The 20,142-nt window shown below is 57.3% G+C and carries 22 protein-coding genes and 3 pseudogenes; 6 read left to right on the top strand and 19 right to left on the bottom strand.

All coding sequences use genetic code 11. The features are described 5' to 3' along the window. Positions 1 to 19: 19 nt before the first annotated feature. The gene (locus WM95_RS04830; protein ID WP_006809990.1) at positions 20 to 1,585 is read right to left on the bottom strand and encodes an FGGY-family carbohydrate kinase; all 1,566 of its coding nucleotides are present in this window, start codon (positions 1,583 to 1,585) and stop codon (positions 20 to 22) included. Between the two features lie 432 nt (positions 1,586 to 2,017). Between WM95_RS04830 and WM95_RS04835 the strand changes: the two genes are divergently transcribed. From WM95_RS04835 to WM95_RS04855, 5 genes are all read left to right on the top strand, one after another. Further along, positions 2,018 to 2,671, top strand: a complete 654-nt coding sequence (locus tag WM95_RS04835) for a DUF2291 family protein (RefSeq protein ID WP_001581450.1) — start codon at positions 2,018 to 2,020, stop codon at positions 2,669 to 2,671. Next, positions 2,668 to 4,206, top strand: coding sequence for a sugar ABC transporter ATP-binding protein (locus tag WM95_RS04840; protein ID WP_001581451.1), 1,539 nt, complete (start codon positions 2,668 to 2,670; stop codon positions 4,204 to 4,206). The genes WM95_RS04835 and WM95_RS04840 overlap by 4 nt, the downstream gene beginning before the upstream one ends. 23 nt (positions 4,207 to 4,229) lie before the next feature. Beyond that, positions 4,230 to 5,291 carry an ABC transporter permease gene (locus tag WM95_RS04845; protein WP_080400206.1) on the top strand — a complete coding sequence of 354 codons (1,062 nt, stop codon included), beginning with the start codon at positions 4,230 to 4,232 and terminating at the stop codon, positions 5,289 to 5,291. 88 nt (positions 5,292 to 5,379) lie between these two features. After that, entirely contained in the window at positions 5,380 to 6,330 is a 951-nt protein-coding gene (locus WM95_RS04850; RefSeq protein ID WP_001581454.1) for a D-ribose ABC transporter substrate-binding protein, read from the top strand. Between the two features lie 130 nt (positions 6,331 to 6,460). Beyond that, entirely contained in the window at positions 6,461 to 7,318 is an 858-nt protein-coding gene (locus WM95_RS04855) for a DeoR/GlpR family DNA-binding transcription regulator (RefSeq protein ID WP_001581455.1), read from the top strand. Between the two features lie 350 nt (positions 7,319 to 7,668). On the opposite strand, the gene WM95_RS04860 is transcribed toward WM95_RS04855, so the two are convergent. The 15 genes and pseudogenes from WM95_RS04860 to WM95_RS27575 all read right to left on the bottom strand — a co-directional run. Next, complete coding sequence (locus WM95_RS04860; RefSeq protein WP_001581456.1) at positions 7,669 to 7,998, bottom strand: toxin; 330 nt, start codon at positions 7,996 to 7,998, stop codon at positions 7,669 to 7,671. 20 nt (positions 7,999 to 8,018) lie between these two features. Then, on the bottom strand, positions 8,019 to 8,336 hold the full coding sequence (gene yafW / locus WM95_RS04865) for a type IV toxin-antitoxin system antitoxin YafW (protein ID WP_000070396.1): 318 nt from the start codon (positions 8,334 to 8,336) through the stop codon (positions 8,019 to 8,021). Positions 8,337 to 8,354: 18 nt separating this feature from the next. Continuing rightward, positions 8,355 to 8,576 carry a DUF987 domain-containing protein gene (locus WM95_RS04870; protein ID WP_000691994.1) on the bottom strand — a complete coding sequence of 74 codons (222 nt, stop codon included), beginning with the start codon at positions 8,574 to 8,576 and terminating at the stop codon, positions 8,355 to 8,357. Positions 8,577 to 8,584: 8 nt separating this feature from the next. Then, positions 8,585 to 9,061 (bottom strand): JAB domain-containing protein, encoded by a 477-nt coding sequence (locus WM95_RS04875; protein ID WP_000811693.1) that lies wholly within the window; start codon positions 9,059 to 9,061, stop codon positions 8,585 to 8,587. Between the two features lie 15 nt (positions 9,062 to 9,076). Continuing rightward, entirely contained in the window at positions 9,077 to 9,535 is a 459-nt protein-coding gene (locus WM95_RS04880; RefSeq protein ID WP_000211838.1) for an antirestriction protein, read from the bottom strand. A gap of 97 nt (positions 9,536 to 9,632) precedes the next feature. After that, entirely contained in the window at positions 9,633 to 9,872 is a 240-nt protein-coding gene (locus tag WM95_RS04885) for a DUF905 domain-containing protein (protein WP_000194654.1), read from the bottom strand. Between the two features lie 76 nt (positions 9,873 to 9,948). Continuing rightward, positions 9,949 to 10,416: a protein YkfB gene (gene ykfB / locus WM95_RS04890; protein ID WP_001581459.1), complete on the bottom strand. Its 468-nt coding sequence runs from the start codon at positions 10,414 to 10,416 to the stop codon at positions 9,949 to 9,951. A 23-nt stretch (positions 10,417 to 10,439) separates the two neighbouring features. Next, complete coding sequence (locus tag WM95_RS04895) at positions 10,440 to 10,883, bottom strand: YfjS/YafY family lipoprotein (RefSeq protein ID WP_032199444.1); 444 nt, start codon at positions 10,881 to 10,883, stop codon at positions 10,440 to 10,442. Then, positions 10,883 to 11,119: a protein YpjK gene (ypjK, locus tag WM95_RS04900; RefSeq protein WP_001144031.1), complete on the bottom strand. Its 237-nt coding sequence runs from the start codon at positions 11,117 to 11,119 to the stop codon at positions 10,883 to 10,885. Before ypjK ends, WM95_RS04895 begins: the two co-directional genes overlap by 1 nt. 40 nt (positions 11,120 to 11,159) lie before the next feature. Beyond that, positions 11,160 to 11,861, bottom strand: a complete 702-nt coding sequence (locus WM95_RS04905; protein ID WP_088544651.1) for a WYL domain-containing protein — start codon at positions 11,859 to 11,861, stop codon at positions 11,160 to 11,162. Positions 11,862 to 12,077: 216 nt separating this feature from the next. Next, positions 12,078 to 12,899: a DUF932 domain-containing protein gene (locus WM95_RS04910; RefSeq protein ID WP_057061660.1), complete on the bottom strand. Its 822-nt coding sequence runs from the start codon at positions 12,897 to 12,899 to the stop codon at positions 12,078 to 12,080. A gap of 91 nt (positions 12,900 to 12,990) precedes the next feature. After that, positions 12,991 to 13,854 (bottom strand): GTPase family protein, encoded by an 864-nt coding sequence (locus WM95_RS04915; protein ID WP_001065553.1) that lies wholly within the window; start codon positions 13,852 to 13,854, stop codon positions 12,991 to 12,993. Between the two features lie 154 nt (positions 13,855 to 14,008). After that, a pseudogene (locus WM95_RS04920) lies at positions 14,009 to 14,590 on the bottom strand (IS3 family transposase); the annotation flags it as partial. Then, complete coding sequence (locus WM95_RS27570) at positions 14,548 to 14,976, bottom strand: hypothetical protein (RefSeq protein ID WP_032638336.1); 429 nt, start codon at positions 14,974 to 14,976, stop codon at positions 14,548 to 14,550. The gene WM95_RS27570 and the pseudogene WM95_RS04920, both read right to left, overlap by 43 nt. 48 nt (positions 14,977 to 15,024) lie before the next feature. After that, positions 15,025 to 15,242 (bottom strand): annotated as a pseudogene (locus WM95_RS27575) (PadR family transcriptional regulator); the annotation flags it as partial. 239 nt (positions 15,243 to 15,481) lie between these two features. Between WM95_RS27575 and WM95_RS04935 the strand changes: the two are divergent. Next, positions 15,482 to 16,245: pseudogene (locus WM95_RS04935) on the top strand (siderophore-interacting protein). A gap of 103 nt (positions 16,246 to 16,348) precedes the next feature. Here WM95_RS04935 and WM95_RS04940 read toward each other — a convergent pair. The 3 genes from WM95_RS04940 to dhaL form a co-directional block, all read right to left on the bottom strand. Next, positions 16,349 to 17,998, bottom strand: a complete 1,650-nt coding sequence (locus WM95_RS04940) for a glycerone kinase (protein ID WP_007372177.1) — start codon at positions 17,996 to 17,998, stop codon at positions 16,349 to 16,351. A 74-nt stretch (positions 17,999 to 18,072) separates the two neighbouring features. Then, entirely contained in the window at positions 18,073 to 19,491 is a 1,419-nt protein-coding gene (dhaM, locus tag WM95_RS04945; protein WP_023336797.1) for a dihydroxyacetone kinase phosphoryl donor subunit DhaM, read from the bottom strand. A gap of 10 nt (positions 19,492 to 19,501) precedes the next feature. Next, positions 19,502 to 20,134 carry a dihydroxyacetone kinase subunit DhaL gene (dhaL, locus tag WM95_RS04950; RefSeq protein WP_023336798.1) on the bottom strand — a complete coding sequence of 211 codons (633 nt, stop codon included), beginning with the start codon at positions 20,132 to 20,134 and terminating at the stop codon, positions 19,502 to 19,504. Positions 20,135 to 20,142: the final 8 nt, after the last annotated feature.

Below are 20,142 nucleotides of genomic sequence, written 5' to 3' on the forward strand. Positions count from 1 at the left end.
ACAGACTCCATTAACCCAATTAAAGGCCTGCATCAGGCTGGTGTAAGGTGTGCCACACGGAAGGTAGCTCGCTGCGAAGATGCTGGTAAGTGCCAAAGAGATGCTGGTAGCGCGCGACGAGTTCAGGCGGCGGCGCTTCCGGCGTATCCAGTAACGGCTTGACCCAGGTTTCCACACAGCGGGCCATTGACGGATAAGCCCCAATGGCGACGGCCGCCATCATTGCGGCCCCTGCGGCACCGGTCTCCTCGCGGCTGTTGCTGCGTACCGGTACGCCGACGCAGGCAGAGAGGATCTGCCGCAGCTGTGGCGAACGAATGGCTCCGCCGGTGAGGCGAAGCTCGGCGGGCATCGCCCCACCCATCGCCTGATAGCAGTCGCGGGCGGCAAAGCCGATCCCTTCAATAACGGCGCGCACCATGTCGCCAAAGCCATGACGGTAGCTCAGGCCAACAAAGCTGGCGCGGGCTTCGGCGTTGACGAACGGCCCGCGTTCGCCCGCTTCGGAGATATAGGGGTGATAGAGCAGCGCGCCGGGTTTGGCCTCGCTGAGCCAGCGGTCGATGTGCTGCACCAGTCGGGCATGATCGACCTCGCAGCCGAAGCTGTTCAACAGGTCGCTGGCGACATGCAGCAGCCAGTCGAGGTTGAGCGTCGAGGCCATGTTGGTCTGCACCTGGGTGACGTAGCCTGGCCACGGCAGGGGGATGACGTACCCGGTCTGCTCATCGTTCAGCCAGACGCTTTCCGTAGGGACGGCGCGCAGATGCACACCCGTAGAGCCCACCACCGAACAGGCGGTATTGGCCTCGCCGGTGTGGACACCGGCACCCAGCGCGGTCATGACCATGTCGACGTAGCCCAGACTGACCGGGGTGCCGGCTCTCAGCCCGGTCAGTGCGGCCGCTTCAGCGGTGAGGGGATGCGTGGTTTCGACGCCGTCGACGATGTCAGGCAGCAGGTGGCGGCGGTGCTCCAGCCCCAGGGCGGCAATGACGTTGTCGTCATAGCGCCGGGTGCGGAAGTTGCCAAAGGTAAAGCTGGCTTCCGAAGGGTCGGTCGCGCGCACGCCGGTCAGATTCAGGTACAGCCAGTCTTTGCAGTGCAGGGCAACTTCGCTGCCGTTGAGCAATTCCGGGTGATAGCGATCCATGTGCGCCATCTGTGCGCTCTGCTGGCAGGTGTTCAGACCGGTACCCGTCGCTTCAAAGCGCATCCGCGACAGGGGCGAGCGGGAGAGCGATTCGACGGTGCGAGCCGCGCGCGCGTCGAGCCAGATCCAGGCATCAGAGACCGGGCGGTTCCCGGCCCCGACCAGCCAGGTGCCGTCGCCCTGGGCGGTGACGGCAATCGCCACCACACGGGCGGCAAGATTATCGACGCGCTCGGCGAGCTTACGAATAGCGGCAACGGCATCCTGCCAGGTCTGGCTCATTGACTGCAGCGCCGCGCCGTGGCCCTCGCTGCGAGAGTAGCGGTTGCGCGCCGATGCACATCCGAGCTGCTGGCCTTCCAGATCGAACGCCACCGCTTTGACCACGGAAGTGCCTGAGTCCAGACCGAGAATAATATCGCGGTTATCCATGGGTGCCTCCGTTAGCCGGGTGTGGGCCTCGCGTGAGAAGAGTGAATGTGTTCATAACCCCATCACCGAAATGTTAATTGGATGTAAGTGTTTTGATAAATACAGTCATACATCATCTATCACAGAGTTAACATAGTGGCTGTATTATTTTTCTTTAAATGGAATAAATTTCATTCCGGAAAGCGAAGACGATCACGATTTTGTCGCCTGGTTCGCAGGATGGGTGGCGTGAAGGGGGTTTTCTGGCGCGGGGTTGTGGTGTGATTGTTATGGTATAGAAATGTTAGATCCAGATCGCGTTCTACACAAAATCCCAAAGACTAAATTGACATTAGTGCAACAAAGGAACAATTCTCATCACATATAGTTATCGTATTTATAACATCAAGACGCAATAAAGCGTCGGTGCTAACTGTCTGTGAGGTCAACATTATGTCCGGTGTTTCCGCACTCTCTACCCTACATTCCCGCCGCCGTATGAGGCGTTATCTGCTGTGTGGCCTGGCCGCAGCGGCAGTGGTGGCGGCCATGGCCATTGATACCAAGGTGGTCAAAATCGGTTCCGGGCAGGATGCACAGGAGCAGGGGTTCTCCGCCAGCACCTACGGTGAGAAAACCTTCCCAGGGATTAAAAGCTACGTCGAATCTCATGCGGTGGAGGCTGTTGAGCTTGCCAACGCGCTGAAGGTCAACCAGCAGGAGGCGGTGAAGAAGTACGCCACCGGCACCACGCTGCCGGTATTGCCGGTTCGCTTCTCCGGCACGGTGGGTGAGGGGAAATCGGGCATCTTTGCGCTTCACGTGGAAGGTCTGCCGGAAGGGATGAAGGCGCGGCTGCAGACCGGCCCGGTCCTCACCGGCACCGAGCTGCGCGACGTGACCGGCAAGATCCAGTTCGGTGACTTCACCAACCAGATTGAGTATCAGAACGCGGGTTCGGCGATTAACCAGGCGCTGAAGGCCTCGTTGCTCGACAAGCTCGACCGTACCGCCCTGTCCGGCAAGCTTGTCGAAGGCGTGGGGGTATTCCGCTTACTCACCCCTAATAACTGGCTGGTGACCCCGGTCAGCCTGGAGGTCAAATGAAGCAGCGTGAATTTCATTCAGCGTTGACCCGCGGAGAAATAATCCTGTCGGCGAAAAACGTCAGCAAGGTGTATGGCTCAACCCATGCGCTGAAGGGGGTGAACTTTGATATTCGCCGTGGCGAAGTCACCACGCTGTTTGGTGAAAACGGGGCGGGTAAATCGACCCTGATGAAGATCCTTTCCGGTGTGATCACCCCGAGCAGCGGCGAGATCCTGCTGAATGGCGAGGTGAAGGTGTTCAACTCCGCTACCGATGCCCGCAACCAGGGGATCTCGATAATCCACCAGGAATTGAACCTCGCGCCGAACATGAACGTGCGCGACAACATCTTTATTGGCCGTGAAATCATGACCTCCAGCGGTGTCGATTTTGCCGAAGAGACGCGAGTAACCCGCCACCTGATGAAGTCGCTGGAAGAGGATATCGATCCGCTGACCCCGGTGGAGAACCTGCGCCTCGGGCAGCAGCAGATCGTCGAGATCGCCCGTGCGCTGTCGGTGAATTCGCAGATCCTGATCATGGATGAACCGACCTCTGCGCTGAGTGCGGCAGAGGTAGAGGTGTTGTTCCAGGTGATCCGCGACCTGACCAGCCAGGGGGTAGCTATCGTTTACATCTCCCACCATCTGGAAGAGGCGCTGGAAATTACCGACCGCGCGGTGGTGCTGCGCGACGGCGTGATGACCGCCTACGCCCGCCGCGATGAAATCGACCTCGACTGGATTGTCCGCAACATGGTGGGGGAAAGCTTTGACCTCGGCGCGCCGCCGTCGGGTTACGACTTTGGTGATACCGCGCTGTCGGTGAAATCGCTGACGGTGAAGGGGAAAGCCGGTATCCGGCTGGTGGATAACCTGTCGCTGGACGTCCGCGCCGGGGAGATCGTCTGCATTTACGGTTTGATGGGCGCGGGTCGTACTGAACTAATGGAGTGTGTGGCGGGTCGGCTGCGCCAGTCGTCCGGGGAGATTCATATTGAAGAGAGCGACGTCTCGGGTTTGAGCATTGCTGAGCGTATTGCCAGCGGCCTGGCGCTGGTGCCGGAAGACCGTCAGCGGGACGGGCTGGTGCAAACCATGACCGTAGGTGAAAACCTGACCCTCGCCAGCATCGGGCGCTTCGTGCGCGGGCTGACGCTTTCCACCCGCAAGGAAAAGGCGCTGATTACCGAGAGCATTCGTAACGTGACGGTGAAAACCGCGGGCGGCGAGGCGGCCATCGGTTCGCTCTCCGGCGGCAATCAGCAAAAGGTGGTGATCGGCAAAATGCTTGCGACGCATCCGAAGGTGATTTTGCTGGATGAGCCGAGCCGCGGCATTGATATCGGCGCTAAGGCTGAAGTATTCCGCCTGCTGGCAGAGAACGCCCGGCAGGGGCTGGCGGTGATCTACTCCACCTCGGAAGTGGGGGAGTGCCTGAGCATCGCGCACCGTATTGTGGTGATGAGCAAAGGCCGCATTTCGGCGGTGTTTGACTCTTCTGTATCCAAAGAACGCATCATGGCGGCCTCCGGCGAGTCCCTGGTGGCATAACGATGAAAATGGGAGCGAAAACCATGACTGACAGAACTCAGCAGCTGGCCGTGCCAGCCCGGGCCGTAAAAAGTCGTACTGGCACCACTAAGAGCATGAGCCTGGCGCGTATTCTGCTTGAGGGGCGTGCGTTCTTTGCCCTGCTGGTGATTATCGCGGTGTTCTCACTGATGTCGCCGAACTACTTCAGCGGCGCGAACTTCCTGACGATGGCCTCGCACGTGGCGATCTTTGGCCTACCGGCTATTGGTATGCTGCTGGTTATCCTTAACGGCGGCATCGATCTTTCCGTGGGTTCAACCCTCGGGCTTGCCGGGGTGTGCGCCGGCTACATGATGCAGGGCATCAATCTGGAAGCGCTGGGCGTGGTGCTCTATCTGCCGGTCTGGGTGGTGGCGATTCTGACGCTGGCGGTGGGTGCGCTGGTGGGGCTGGTCAACGGCGTGCTGATTGCCTGGTGCCGGGTTCCTGCCTTTGTGGCCACGCTTGGCTCGCTGTATGTCGCGCGCGGTATCGCGCTGCTGATGACCAACGGCCTGACCTACAACAAGCTTTCCGGCAGCGACGCCCTGGGCAATACCGGTTTTGACTGGCTGGGCTTCAACCGCATTTTCAATGTCCCGGTCGGGGTGCTGATTCTGGGCGTTACCGCGCTGATTTGCGGCTATCTGTTGAGCCGCACCGCCTTTGGCCGCTGGCTGTATGCCTCCGGCGGGAATGAGCGGGCGGCTGAGCTCTCCGGCGTGCCGGTGAAGCGCGTCAAAATCAGCGTCTATGTGCTCTCCGGGATCTGTGCGGCGATGGCGGGACTGGTGCTCTCATCCCAGCTGACCTCCGCGGGCCCCACTGCGGGCACCACCTACGAACTGACGGCGATTGCCGCAGTCGTGATTGGCGGCGCGGCGCTGACCGGTGGGCGCGGCAACGTGCGCGGTACGTTGCTGGGCGCGTTCGTTATCGGTTTTCTCTCTGATGGCCTGGTGATCATTGGCGTTTCTGCTTACTGGCAGACCGTCTTTACCGGGGCGGTCATCGTGCTTGCCGTACTGCTTAACACTCTGCAGTACGGACGGAGTCGACGTTAATCTATTCCCTGTTTGGGCGGAAGCCAGGTCGTCTCCGTTCCAACGTTAATCCGTAACCTGTACCCCTAAAATAACGGAGCAACAACCTATGTACCTTAACAGCAAGCGTTTTATCCTGGCCGCTGCCACGGTGGCACTTACCGCTATCGCCACACCAACCTGGGCTGACGGGCTGATGACCATCATCGTCAACGATCCCTCTAACCCCTACTGGTTGACGGAAGGCCAGGTGGCGCAGAAAACGGCTGAGAAACTCGGCTATACGGCGAAGGTGAGTGCGCATAAGGGCGACACCAATACCGAAAGCCAGCTGATTGATACCGCGATCACCAATAAATCGAAGGCCATTATTCTCGACCCGGCGAACGCCGACGGTTCGGTTGGCTCGGTGAAAAAGGCCATCGCGGCGAATATCCCGGTGTTTATTATCAACGCCGAGCTGAACCAGAGCGGCCTGGCGAAGGCGCAGCTGGTTTCCAACAACGCCCAGGGCGCGGCGCTTGGCGCACAGCAATGGGTGCAGCAGGTGGGTGATGCGGGCGACTACGTTGAGCTGAAGGGGCCACCGTCTGATAATAACGCCGCCACCCGCGCCAACGGTTTTGAGACGGTGCTGAGCCAGTACCCGGATCTGAAAAAGACAGGTAGTGAAGTGGCTAACTGGGACCGTACCCAGGGCTATAACAAGATGCAGTCTCTGTTGCAGGCTAACCCGAATGTGAAAGGGGTGATCAGCGGTAACGATGAGATGGCGCTGGGTGCGATTGCGGCGCTGAAAGAGGCGGGTAAGCTGAAACAGGTGACCGTTGGCGGCTTCGACGGCTCCCCGGATGCGGTGGATGCAGTGAAAGAGGGGACGCTGGCCTATACCGTGATGCAGCCGGTGGCGACCTTTGCCGCTAAAGCGGTTGAGCAGGCGGACACCTTCCTTAAGACCGGCAAAACCGGCGCGTCGTCAGAGAAACAGCTGTTTGACTGCGTGTTAATCACCAAAGAAAACGCGGCGAAAATTACCTCTCCATTTATGCTTGCAGACTAAGTTCGCAAGAGAGTAGCCCGGGCGAGGCGTTTACGCCGACCCCGGGATTAAACACCGTGTTGCTAAACTATGGCTAACACGGTGTAATTAACAAAGATCGGAACTCATTCCTCTCTTTAATGGACGGATTATGGCGCAAACACCGCAGGACCCCTCTCTGAATCTGTTTATGGCGGATACCCTTCCCAGCGACAGTCGTCAGGCTCGTCAACTGGCGCGCCGTCAGCTGATTGTTGAAGCGGTAATGGCGGAAGGTGCAATCCGTATTGAGGACATTACCGAGCGTTTTGATATCAGCCTGATGACTGCCCACCGGGATATTGACGAGTTGGTGGAGCGCGGGCTATTGCATAAATCTCGCGGCGTGGTCTCGGCGACGGCCACGAGCCTTGTGGAATCCAGTGACATTTACCGCGCCACCCGTCAGCTTGAAGAGAAGCAGGCGATTGCCGAAGTGGCGGCAGGTTACCTAGAGCCGGGGCAGGCCATCTTCCTGGATGATTCCACCACTGTCTTTCAGATAGCGCGCTTTCTGCCCGCCAGAGCGCCGCTGACGGTAATCACCAATTCACTCACGTTGATGAACGAGCTACGCAATATTCGCGATATTACCCTGCTCGGCCTGGGTGGCCAGTACTACAACTGGTGCAACGCGTTTATGGGCCACTCCACGCGTCAGGAAATCGCCGGACTGCGCGCCGACGTCTTTTTTGTCAGTATGTCGGCGGTGATGGATGGGATCGTTTTCCACCAGTCGGCGGAGACCATAGAGACCAAGCGGGCGATGTTTGATTCGGCGAAGCAGCGCATCCTGATGATGGATCACACTAAATTTGAGCGCCGGGCGCTCTACCATTTTGCCCACCTGAACGAGTTTGATGCGGTGATTGTTGACCGGGGAATTCCGGTACCGACGCTGCGTCAAATTATGGATATGGGGGGGAATGTGGTGGTGGCGGATATGAAGGGAAAAGCGGGGGAGCGCTGAGGTTTTACGCCAGTCCTAAACGAGCCGGATTGAGGGGGGGGCCTCAGCCTCCCAGGTCAAATTGAAGGTACAAAAAAGCCCGCAGGGCTTGCGCCGTGCGGGCTTTCAGGACTTCGTATCAGGCTCTGGTGACCATCAACAAAGGATTTTGGGCTGGCGGAGTCTGAATTGGTTGTTTAACTTGTTGTTTAATAGCTGATAACCTTCAATTCAATTTTCATTTTGGTCCCATTGTTGGTCCTAAAAGAAAATGTCAGGTTTTTTGCAGGGGAGGGAAGGTTACAGCAGGAGCTTTTTCGTCTGTGAGATTAGCATTTTGCTTTCCTTTAGTCTGCTCTGTATTTAATCGTTTATTTCACGTTAGTTTTTAGCAAGTCGGTAGAGCGCCTTGCTCGCAGAATATCTACTACGGAAATATACGGAGTCTGTTCCTGCCAGCTAAATCCCTTCCTGTCGATACGAACCAGCTCGTATTTTTCTACCAGAAAATTCACGGCATCGGCTAGGGTGATACCGGCATCGATGTGTTCCTTAATCACAGCCTCATTGCAGAATGGCGTGTCGTTTATTGTCAGACCATAGTGCTGTTCCAGCAGACGTGTCAGTAACATTTGCCAGACAGCCACGGGTGACAGGCAGGGCTTCACCGCCCGCTGAGTTGTTGCAGGTAAAGTTTTCATGTTTGCTCTCGTGTAGGTAATTAACGCTGAGTGGGGTAAATGGCGATGTATACGTAGCCGCAACTGCCAAGGGTGTCGGCTTCGCAGGTTAAATCGTTGTGGTACAGGGTAACGCAGTGGGCATGGTGGGGGCTGAGTTCACCGGTGGTCAGCATCGATTCCATCTGGCGGATAAAGTGCGGGAATGTTTCATCCAGCTTCCGGCATTCGATGTCACTGAACTTGCCGGTGATGCTGGCCCGGTCAGCCAGATAATGCAGTCGGTTGCCTTCCTGCACCAGACGGGCTCCCAGGCGCAGTGTAATCTCCCGCTGCAGGCCCCTGGTAGGGTTGCTCATTACAGTTCTCCACTATTGTCAGTTCAGGGTGATGCTCATCAGGCAGGTATAGGGCCCATTGCGGTCCTGGCGGCGTTCGGCGTATACCGCGAGGACTCCGGCGATATCCGGAACGTCCCTGCCGGTGTAATGACAGACGCTACCGTGCCACTGGTATTTGCCGGTGCAGTAGCGAAAGATTCGGGACTCAGGATGCTGGCGGTATATCGTCATTGCCCTGCGTTTACTGATAATTTTCATGTAATACCTCAAAGCAGACCGTGTTCTGCGAACGAATAGATTTGCCTGCCACCGACAATCAGATGGTCAGGGACACGGATATCCACCAGCTGAAGCACCTGAACCAGTCGCTGCGTGAGGGTTTTGTCGGCCTGGCTAGGTGTCGTCTCGCCGGAAGGATGGTTATGCGCGAGTATCACCGCCGCCGCGTTGAAGTGCAGAGCACGTTTGACCACCTCCCGGGGATGCACCTCGGTGCGGTTAATCGTGCCGGTGAAGAGCGTTTCATGGGCAATCAACTGATTCTGGTTGTCCAGATACAACACCCGGAACTCTTCCCGCTCAAGCGCGGCCATATGCAGTCGCAGCCATTCACGTACGGCGTGGGTAGAGGTGAAGGCTACGCCGGGCTCATGCAGGTGGCGGTCCAGAGCCCTGAGCGCCCGCTGAATGAGACGCCGGTCCTGTGGCGTCATCTCGCCGGGTAAAAAGGAAAGCTGTTTCATCTGTTGCTCCTTCGGTCAGTCGATAATACGCAGAATGGCGTGAGCCTCTGGATGTTGCATGGCATACTCCCGCAGGCGGTAATAGTGTGCGGTCATCGCGTCACATTCTGTACGGCAGGCATGGTGGCTATACGCAATCAGGCAGACAGCAATACCTGCTGCTTCTGCACTCATTTGGGCATCGTTACCGTTCAGGCAGTTAAACAGACGCCATGTCTCATCGTTGTCAGGCTCGGGGGACATAAATGCGCCGCCATTGCTGAGGGTGTAGAACGACCAGATACCACCGCTGTAGCCCTCACAGAAGCGGTCCATCCAGGCGAAGATATGCGGCTCCAGGAGTAGCCACTGCGGGATAGCGCCAAAGTACTGTGGCCAGAAATCGATACGCTGTTCATCGGGGACCGGCGTGACGGTCAGTTCAAATTCGGGTTGGTTAGCGGGTGCGAGGTCGTGCTGCGTCTGTGTTGTCATGGGTATGTCTCCGTCAATAAAAACGCCAGCGGCGATGGCTGGCGTATGGGGATATAAAGTGTGTTCGGGGAGGTGAATGCGGGTAAATGCTTCGCGATCAGCGGGTGGCCGTGTCTGTACGGATGCCTGAGGTGCGGATATAGCGGTTAAGACCTTCACCGGCATCCGGCTCAAAGTTCCATGCCCGCCAGACCATCCGGCCTTCAGTATCACGAACCACCAGACGGAAGTGACTGCCCTGGTCGTCTTCGAGTGTGATATTGCTGTACGTGGTAGTGACCGCTTGCGCTTGTCTCCGGGTGAAAGGCCCCGGTGGCAGTAACACGGATTGGGTCATTTTCGGGCTCCTGATAAAAGAAAACCCCGGCAGCCTGCTAGCTGTCGGGGTGGATTTGCTGGGGAAGATACTACTATCAGTCGTTGCTGCAGTCTCCGAGAGTGGACAGAACTTTCTCAGCGTTCTTCCGGTCCGCAGTGAAGGTCCCTGCTTTGTGGTCATTGACGTAGACGTCGAACTGCCCGGCCTCAGAGATATTGCTGATGAAGTCAAACCAGGCGTTATCGCCGTTACGCCAGCCCAGGCTGGACGGAATAATGTACTGCTGGTGATCCATCACTACGGTGATAGTAGTGTCGTCATCGTGCGAACTGACCATCTTGTCATCGGCAAGGGTAAGAAAGACTGAATGCTGATAGAAACCATTCTGGTCCGGGTTCCCTGTGCAGTTGATGGTAAACGTCTTCCCGCTGGCTTCGGTCACACTGTATTCCGTATTGCCCTGACCGTAACCCTGCTGCCAGAACCCCGGGATAGCAGAGGCATTAAAGCTCGCGAGCAGTACACCCACCAGCACAAACCGACTTAGTGAACGTATTGTCATTTCTGTTTCCTTTATCGTTGTTTTTATTCCTGATTGTCAGGGTTTGAGGGTATCAGCAGTCGCCCCATCAGTTTGCCGTCATGGGCGTACTCAAAGTATTTTTCTTTGGTATACGGGTCCGTCACCTCCTGGTATTCCAGTTTGATGTTATCGGCAATACACAGCGCATTCATCAGTGGCTGGACGGTTTTTTCCTGCATATCCACGAGGTAGTAGTAACTGCCATCCTCGCAGCCATCGGGCGACTGGCGGGTACGTAAAACCTGCAAGGTGGGACCGGATAAGTAGTCAACCTGTGACCATTCTTCGCTGACATCATCCTGGTGGCTGACCACATCACTGAAACGCGGTGGGGTGAGGTCCTTAAATTTACTGATGGCCTTCAGGTCATCACTTCTGTCATCGCATGCGATGAGAAACAGAGTGGTGGCAACCAGCGCCAGCAGAGGCAGTGTTTTACGTTTCATTATTTTTTTCCTGAAATCAGACGAACCACTTTGGCAAAGACATAAATGCCCACGAAAATACCCACCGGCACGCCGACGAACGGTGTCAGCGCGACACTGGCAGCACCGGCTGCGCCACCTCCCGTCAGCAGTGCGGCAACAGTGGCAAGGGTCAGGGCCGCGAGACTGTCGGACACCCCGGTTTTGTTCAGAATGATGACGATGACAACAATGGCGATAATGGCAATAACGGGCATAGGGCTCCTCCCTGTTGCCGGGTTGATAACAACGCTTACGCTATTCTGGTGGGCTGTCGGCCGGAACAAACGTAAGCAGTGACTGCTGGATAAAGCGAAAATGGGGTAAGGACTGAATAAAGCCCGGGTCTTCAACAAGACGACACAGACTGTCGTTACGCCGGAAAGTCTCCTGCAGGGGCTGAACCAGATGGATCTCATCCAGGGAGAATACGGCGATATGTCCGTCGTGCTCTGCCACCAGATACCAGGCCTGCTGGTGGATGAGTAACCGGCAGGGAGCCAGCCGCTCACAGCGCTGCCCCTCGGCAATCAGAGTCACCCGCCTGCGCCCGGTAATGGCCTGAATCAGTCGCCAGAAAGACAATGCGCCTGATGGCGAAGGAGCCGGACTGGCGGGTGCGATTACGCAGGGAGACTCATCGCACATCAGCAGTGCGTTTACCAGACGACGGTCAAAGCCAGGGAAAAGACCGGCCATCCCGCTGCGGTGGGCAAAGATAAGCACGTCGGGCACCATCTGCGTCTCACTGCCCGCAGTGCGTAAGCGGCAATATCCGGACTGATACTCCAGGTCCAGATACATCAGCCGCTCACGAAAATCACGCCGCAGCGTGCACACCGACACACCAAACTCAGCGGCAAGCTTACGCACACTCAGCGTTTCCCCTGCCACCAGACGGCTGATTATCAGTGACAGCCTGACAGCCAGCCGGTCATGGCGGCGTTCTGCCTGTGTCATGAGACGTTCTCCGTGAAAGTTAACTGACTGAAAATGATGTGATTACTTTAAAGAGGGGGTCGGACAGGGTATGGACACCACAGAAACTATTTTTCATTTCTGCAAAAGCCAGAGGCAGCGGGGGTTACAGGCCTTCCCTCGGTGAGTGAGGACCGTCAGCACGGTGCGATGCGGACAGGTGGTGTCCGATATTAACAAAGCAGCAACATTAAACGGTCACTGCAGTTGCGTGAGCAGGGCTTCCGCCATCACCCACAGTGCCCGGTTAAGTTTCACGTCCCCGTCGATACCGCGAACGGCACGGGTATGTGACCGTCCTCCTTTGGCATTACGGCCACTGAGCCCGCCCTTAATCAGGTTCTCCTGAATACGCTGGTACGTGGTCCACAGGTCATTGCTCTCATCCTGCCAGCGGCGAGGAGAGAGGATCTGCGATTCAGTCACCGGCTGGTGGTCTTCACCAAAGCGGTATGTGAGGGCGGCTTTTGCCAGTGCCTGCTGTGCCGGGGGTGGCAACAGCAACGACTGCATGGCATCCTGTTTCTCCTCCACCCGGTCAAAAATCCCCAGCACCTCATACGCGCCTTCAATCACCTGACTCACCACGTCCCCCTTGTGTGGCACCCGCACCTCGCCAAACGACTCACCGCAGACGAGCCCGTTCTGACAAACCGCACGAAATAGTCCCGGCAACATCTGATACGAACTGGTGCCATCGTGGGAGTTGAGCAGGATAATTTCTGGTACCTGTTTACCGGTAATCTGCCCCTCACGCCGCAGACGCAGCATATGCTTTGTATGTTCACGACGACCCGGGTCACGCACTCGGGTCTGACAGGCAAAGAATGGCTGGAAGCCTTCTCGCTGTAGGCTGTCGAGCAGGGAGATGGTGGGTATATAGGTATAACGCTCACTACGGGACTCGTGTTTGTCCTCACTGAATACACTGGGCACTACGCGAAACAGCTCTTCACGGGTTAACGGACGGTCGCGACGGATAAGGTTTGCTGCGCCAAAGCGCGAAGCCAGACGGGTCATAAGCAGACTCCTCATAACGGGAAAACAAATAAAAGGGATCCCCGTCGCATCGGCGACAGGGGCAGGGAAGTAACAGGGATGGGTTAAATACTCAGAAGAAGAAATCCCAGACGGCGCGGGCCACTGACACCACCGTGGTGCGCACGGCCTGAATGACGGCCCGCACCGGGGCGGGTATCAGGGGAAAGGCACTGATGCTATCGAGTACGGCCCCGACGGTTTCACCAAAATCGCTACGAGCCTGTTCCCGGACTACCGTCGTGCGAAAGGAAGGATGGAGTTGCGACACCACCGGGCTGGTGGCCTCACGTGGCAGGCACTTAATCATCCGCTCGGCCATCACCTTAAGCCCCCATTGTAGACGGACCGACACAGCACACACCGGATGGACGGGCTGGAACAGCTCATGCAGCAGGCAGATTTTGCGGCTGATATTCTGCTTCTGCGCCGTGGACAACTGTCCCCCACCGCTGGTAGGTTCGGCCTTATCCGACTGGCTGATAACAAACAGCACCTTATGCCGGTATACCTCTCCAATCACCTGATGATAAAAATGTTCATCCACCGTCAGCGCCCGGTCATCGGCCTTAATCAGCCACAGTACCAGGTCGAGGCGAGGAAGCTGTTCGCGGTACAGCGCAGCATACTCGGTATCGCGAGCGCCACTTTCGCCCACGCCGGGCAGATCCATCAGCGTTATATAGCGGTCGCCGACTTGCAGGCGAAAGCGCAGTGGCTCACGTGTACAGGCCGCCACATCGCTGACCGGTGATATATCTCCGGCAAACAGGGCATTGCACAGACTGCTCTTCCCAACACCGGTTTTACCCATAATGCCGATCACTGGCTCGTAGTTAGTTAACTGGTTAATTTGCTGCAGAAGCCGCTCTGATACCCATTGCGGCAGATCAGCAAGCGATTGCTGAAACGACTTCAAACCTTCAGAATTATTCATCACTACTCCTCTGAAAAATAATAAAAAACGGTAGAATCGTGAGATTCCGCCGTTAATTGCGTATGTTCAGAGTGATGATATATATCTGAAGATTTTTTCAATCCTCTGCGCTTGAGGCAGCTGCGCGACTGCTGGCTGAATCGCCACGGATAATTTAGACACTTCCGAGCCGTTGATAATACTGGTTTTCATATTCTGTCGGTGACATCTGATCGCTGGAACCATGCCGACGCTTACTGTTATAAAACATTTCGATGTAATCAAAAATATCGCTGCGGGCTTCTTCCCGCGTTCCGTAGATCTTTTTCTTTATCCGTTCGCGTTTCAACAACTGGAAAAAGCTTTCTGCAACCGCATTATCATGGCAATTACCGCGACGGCTCATACTGCCCTCCAGCCCGTGTGATTTCAGGAACGACTGCCACTCATAGCTTGTGTACTGACTGCCTTGATCAGAATGAACCAGCACCTGCTTTTGAGGATTACGTCGCCACACGGCCATCAGAAGTGCATTCAGGACAATATCCTTTGTCATCCGGGGCTGCATTGACCAGCCAATAACTTTGCGCGAGAACAGGTCAACAACAACAGTCAGATACAGCCAGCCTTCGTGAGTCCGGATGTAGGTGATGTCCGTTACCCAACGCTCATCCGGTGCTTCCGGGTTGAACTGCCGCTGGAGCCTGTTGGGCGTCACGATGCTGGTTTCACCCTTACGTGCCCGTGGGCTACGGTATCAATGGCTTCAATGAATGGGGTTGCTTGGTCTACATCTAGCAGTAGACCGTACGCATCGGTCACTTCCCATCCTTTAGTAGGTATTTTTTCAATACGTTCGCCGCGCGCACCCGCGCGTAGCCATAGCAACGGCGCAATGCGAACAAAGGCCAAGTTGTGGCTAACCGACTTCTCAGCTTCGTAGGTCAGAGTGAAAAACTCGGCATTTTCCTCAAAACCGTCAGACATTGGGAACTCGTCTGTAAACCTATAATTGCCCTTAATCGGTTGTTCATTCGGCGTTTTGCCTGTGATAGCAGCTTGTACACGTGGTTTGGTGATATAATCACAGATCCCCCACTTTTCCCAATCAGGATCTCCAGGCCTTAAGCCCTGTTCGCGCAATTTTTTCTGTTCGTCGGCAGCGACTTCGTTGTTAGTGACGGAGATGCACTGGCGACGACCACCACCTCCGCCGCGACCGTGGCGGCGTCCGCACCCTGTTCGTGGTGATGTTCCTGGTGACAGCCTGCGTGGCGATGCTCTTCACTTTTGCAGCAGCCTGCATGGTGCTCACTGTGGCGGCTTTCGTGGTGATGTCCTTCACCCTTGCAGCAGCCTTCGTGTTGGTGCTCTGTATGTTTACAGCAACCTTCATGATGGTTTTGCATCATCGTCTCCTGATGTTATTTAGATATATCTAATTTATATCTAAAGTTTATCGACTTGCAAGTCTATAAAATAATTTTTGTTTAATTTGATGATTATTAATGGTTTTTATGGATTGCTGATAGCTGTTTAATCTCAAGCTGACTATATCAAAAAAGTGCTTGCAATCTTTTTGATTAGCAATCATTATCATTTAAAAATAAATTTAGATATATCGTATTATCTTCACGAAGGCGAAAAAATGACAAAAAACACCTCACGCTACCCACAGCGCGTGCGTAACGAACTACGTTTTCGCGAATTAACCGTGCTGCGCGTTGAGCGTATCGGCCAGGCGTTCCAGCGGATCGTGCTGGGGGGCGAGGCGCTGGATGGCTTTGTTTCACAAGGTTTTGACGACCACACCAAACTGTTTTTCCCGCAGGCGGGCAGCGTATTTACGCCGCCGGAAGTGACCGACGAAGGCATTAACTGGGGCGAGGGCGTGCGCCCGGCGACCCGCGACTACACGCCGCTGTACGATGCCGAACGCCACGAGCTGGCTTACGATTTTTATATCCACGATGGCGGTATTGCCAGCCGCTGGGCGCTGGAAGCCAACATCGGCGATAAGCTGGTGATCGGCGGGCCGCGCGGCTCGCTGGTGGTGCCGGAAGATTACGCCTGGCAGCTTTATGTCTGTGACGAGTCGGGCATGCCGGCGCTGGCCTGCTGGGATTACGTCAGCTGCCGGTGACGCCGCAGGTGACGGCCATCGTCACCGTCGCGGATGCTTCGTATAAAGATTATCTGGCGGATCTCGACGGCTTTAATATCGAATGGGTGGTAGGCCACAACCCGGCGTTCGTCGCCGAGCGGCTGGCTCAGGTCAAGGTGCCGTCAGAAGATTATTTTATCTGGCTGACCGGAGAAGGCGGCGTGGTGAAATCGCTGCTGGCGCGCTTTGAGGAGCCGAGTATCGATCAGCAACTGGTGCGTTCGCAGGCGTACTGGCATAGCAAATAATCGGCAGTGTGGTAAACCCGGATGGCGGCGCGTTGCGCCTTCTCCGGGCTACCTTTCAATGGTGTTATGTCGCCCCGGTAAGCGCAGCGCCACCGGGTGAGGCTTAGCGTTCCGCCAGCGCCTTAAACACCATCGCCACCGCGTGGGCGCCGGGGTCCATATTGCCGAGCAGGCTCTCGCTATTGAGATAGGAGGCGCGTCCGGCGCCGGCTTTGCTCGACTGGCAGGTGCGATCCGCGCCGGCCTGCGCCGCGGCGAAAGCGGCCTGCAGATTATCCGGTTCGGCCAGCAGCGCCGCCAGCGCCGGCTGTAGAGCGTCAATCATCGTCCGGTCGCCCTCATCGGCGCCGCCGTAAAATTTCATCTGCCCCAGACCGGCGTTCAGCGCTTCCGCCATGCTGGCGCCTTGCTCCAGCTTCTGCCCGGCGGCGGTGAAGAAAATCGACATCAATACGCCGCTGGAGCCGCCCATCACCACCGTCAGGCGTTCGCCAATTAGCGCGAACAGCGTGGGTAAATCATTGAGCGGCAGTTGCTGGCGTTGCAATAGAGCGGCAATCTCACGCGCGCCAGCGGCGAAAGTGGAGCCGGTATCGCCGTCGCCCACTTTGGCGTCAAGCGCGTTGAGATGGGTTTCGAGGCCGGAGAGGGTGCTGGTCACCTGCGCCACGTAATCGCCCACCTGCGGGTTGGCCGATGGCGTAAAGGCGACGCGTGCGCTGGCGAGCGCGGACGGCATGATATTAACAGCCCGCGGCTGCACCGGCTTCTGCCAACTGGCGGTTTCGACATCCGACAGCAGCGCCTTTTCAATGCTCTCTTCCAGCACGATAGTGGTCAGCGAGAAGCCTTTCATATCCAGCGCCGTTACCAGCGAAGCCGGGCCAATCAACCAGTCAACGCGCGCATGGAGTGGGGTGTTGGCCAGCTCGCGGGTCAGAATCGCCATCTCGGCCACCGACACGCCGCCGAGATTATTGAGCATCACCGCCAGGCGGCCGGTTTCAGGTAGGGCGGCGGTCAGCTTCTCTACCATAATCTGCATGATTTCCGCGCTGTTATGGGTCGCGATCGTCGAGGCTCCCGGTTCGCCGTGGATGCCCATCCCCAGCTCGGCGTGGCCGGGCTGATGGCGCGGCGCGCTTTCCGCTTCCTGCGGCAGGTGACAGCTGGCCAGCGCCACCCCGATGCTGGCGGTATGGTTGGCGGCGTATTGCGCTTCACGCAGGACGGTGGCGAGGTTGAAGCCGCGCTCGGCGAAATAGCCCGCCACCTTATGCACAAGAATAGTCCCGGCGATACCGCGCGGCTGTTTGTTATCCGGCAGCGAAATATCGTCGCCGACGATCAGCATCTCTACGTTATAGCCAAGACGGCGCGCTTTCTCCGCCGCGAGGCCGAAGTTAAGCCGATCGCCGGTGTAGTTTTTAACGATCAGCAGACAGCCCGCCTCGCCGGTCACCGCCTGAATCGCGGTGAGTACCGCATCGACGCTCGGCGAGGCGAACAGATCGCCGCAGACCGCGGCGGTCAGCATGCCTTTACCAATAAAGCCGACGTGCGCCGGTTCGTGTCCTGAACCGCCGCCGGAAATCACCGCCACGTTGTTTTTATTCAGATCGCGGCGTACCACTACACGGATCGCCGGGTCGCTCTCCAGGCGGGCGAGGTTGTTCCACGGGCTGGCAATAATGGTTCCCTCGATCACGTCGTTAACGAGGCTGGCGCGCTGGTTAAAAAAGAATTGAGACATAGTGGTTCCTGATCAGTAAGCGAAAACTCACCCTCCGGAGGCGGGCCCCCGGAGTGGTAACGGTCAAAGTGGATTTAGCGACGAATAAGACGTTGCAGACGCATATCGAGCGTGATGGCTTCGCCAGGCTGAATATCATTCAGCGCTTCGCCCTGCTGGCATAGCCAGGCGATCCCCGCCGCGCGGGCGATAATCGCGCCGTGGGCCTGTTCGCTGCCGTCGCGCAGGCACAGGCCGGTGACCTTGCTGGCATCCAGTTGGAGTACAGTCGAGGGATAAATATTGTCGGCGATAATAATCGTCGGCTCACTGGCGAATGGCAGCGTCTCCTTAATACCCTGCAGATGGCGCAGCGTGCGCTGCAGAATATCGTCGACATCGATATAACGGGCCTGCAGATAGGCGTCATCCAGCTGACGATACTGCTGGCTGAGCTCCATCAGCACTTGATGCCACGCCCATTCCGCCGAGCACTGTTCGGTGAGCAGGCGATCGTTGGCGGCATCAAACAGATCTTCATCGTCGAGCAAGGTGTGATGACCGGCGAAGATCGCCGCGATATCGGCGTTAAATTTGTGTTCCGCCAGCTCGGTGAGCGCATTGAGATCGGCCAGCGTCTGGTCGATCGCCTGGCGCAGGCGCTGCTGCTCGCGGGCGATGTCGGCGGCGGCGGGGAGCGCCGGTTGGATCGGCGCCTGCGGATAAAGCATCGCGGCGCCTTCAACACGCGCAGGTATGGCGGGTTCCGCTGTCGGCTGCGCCTCCGGCGACTCGCCGAAGTTATCGGCGGCCAGCGCCTGAAACGCCGCCAGCGCCGCATCGGCGTCCGGACCGCGGGCCAGCAGGCGCAGCTTATCGTGGCGGCGCACCTGTAGCAGAGCGATTTGATTCAGACTGTCCGGGGTGACGCATTTGCCGTTTTTCTCCAGCACCAGGTCGGCGTTAAAACCCGCCAGCGCGGCGACCAGCTTTGATGCCGGACGCACGTGCAGGCCGTTGTGATTGTTAATAATGACTGAAACCGATTTAGCATCGCCGTCGTCAGCAAGCGTTGGGGCGGCGGCGTCAGGCGTGTGCGAAGGTAAACCCAGCTGAACCCGCTTGGCTTCCAGGGCGTTCATGGCATCGGCGATAACTTTGTCGATCCCGGCGCCGGAGGCGGCGCTGACGGTGGCCGCCAGCGTCCCTTCGACCAGCGGCGCGGCGCACAGCCGCACCTTTGCCGCCATCGCCGGATCGAGCAGATCGAGGGCGGTTTCGGCGCTGAGCAGGGCGCTGCCGATATCCATCATCACCAGAACATGGTCGGTATCGGCGACGGATTCGATCGCCTCCATGACTTTAATCGGATCGGTGCCGATCGGGCTGTCGGGATCGTCGATCCCGGCGGCGATCGCCAGCTTACAGCCATCGTTCATTAACATCTGCCGGGCCAGTTCTCCGACACCTTCGCCCAGCCGGGCGCTATGAGAAACAATAACCAGGTTTACCATCGCGATTTCCTTACTCTTTGGCGGCGGCAGCCAGCATCTGAACCATAAACAGCACCGAGGTCGCGCCGGGATCCTGATGCCCGATGCTGCGCTCGCCGAGATAGCTGGCGCGGCCTTTACGCGCCTGCATGGTGATGGTGGCGTGGGCGGCGCGCTCGGCCACTTCGCAGGCGGCATCCAGCGCGGCAGGGATAGACAGATGTTGCTCGCTGGAATGACGCAGGGATTCCACCACCGGCAGCCAGACGTCGCACATCGTCTTATCGCCCGGCTCCGCTTTACCACGGTTGACGACGCCGTCCGCGCCTTCGCGGATCATCTGATAAAGCTCGTCGAGGGTCAGGCTCTGATGCGCCTGGGTGACCTGGGCGGCGCGGATAAAGAAGGTGCCGAACAGCGGGCCGCTGGCGCCGCCGACGTTGGAAAGCAGCGCCATCCCGGTATTCTTGAGAATAAAACCGATGTCTTTATCGGCGATCGACGGCAGCTTTTCGACCACTTTGCTGAAGCCGCGATGCATATTGAGGCCGTGGTCGGCGTCGCCGATCTCTTTATCAAGGCCGGTGAGAAAATCGCTCTGTTTGGTGAAAATGTCGCCACAGCGGTACAGCCAGTCGACGATTTGCGTTCTGTTCAGTGACATGTCGTGCT

The sequence above is a fragment of the Enterobacter cloacae complex sp. ECNIH7 genome (assembly GCF_002208095.1).
GTDB lineage: Bacteria > Pseudomonadota > Gammaproteobacteria > Enterobacterales > Enterobacteriaceae > Enterobacter > Enterobacter cloacae_M.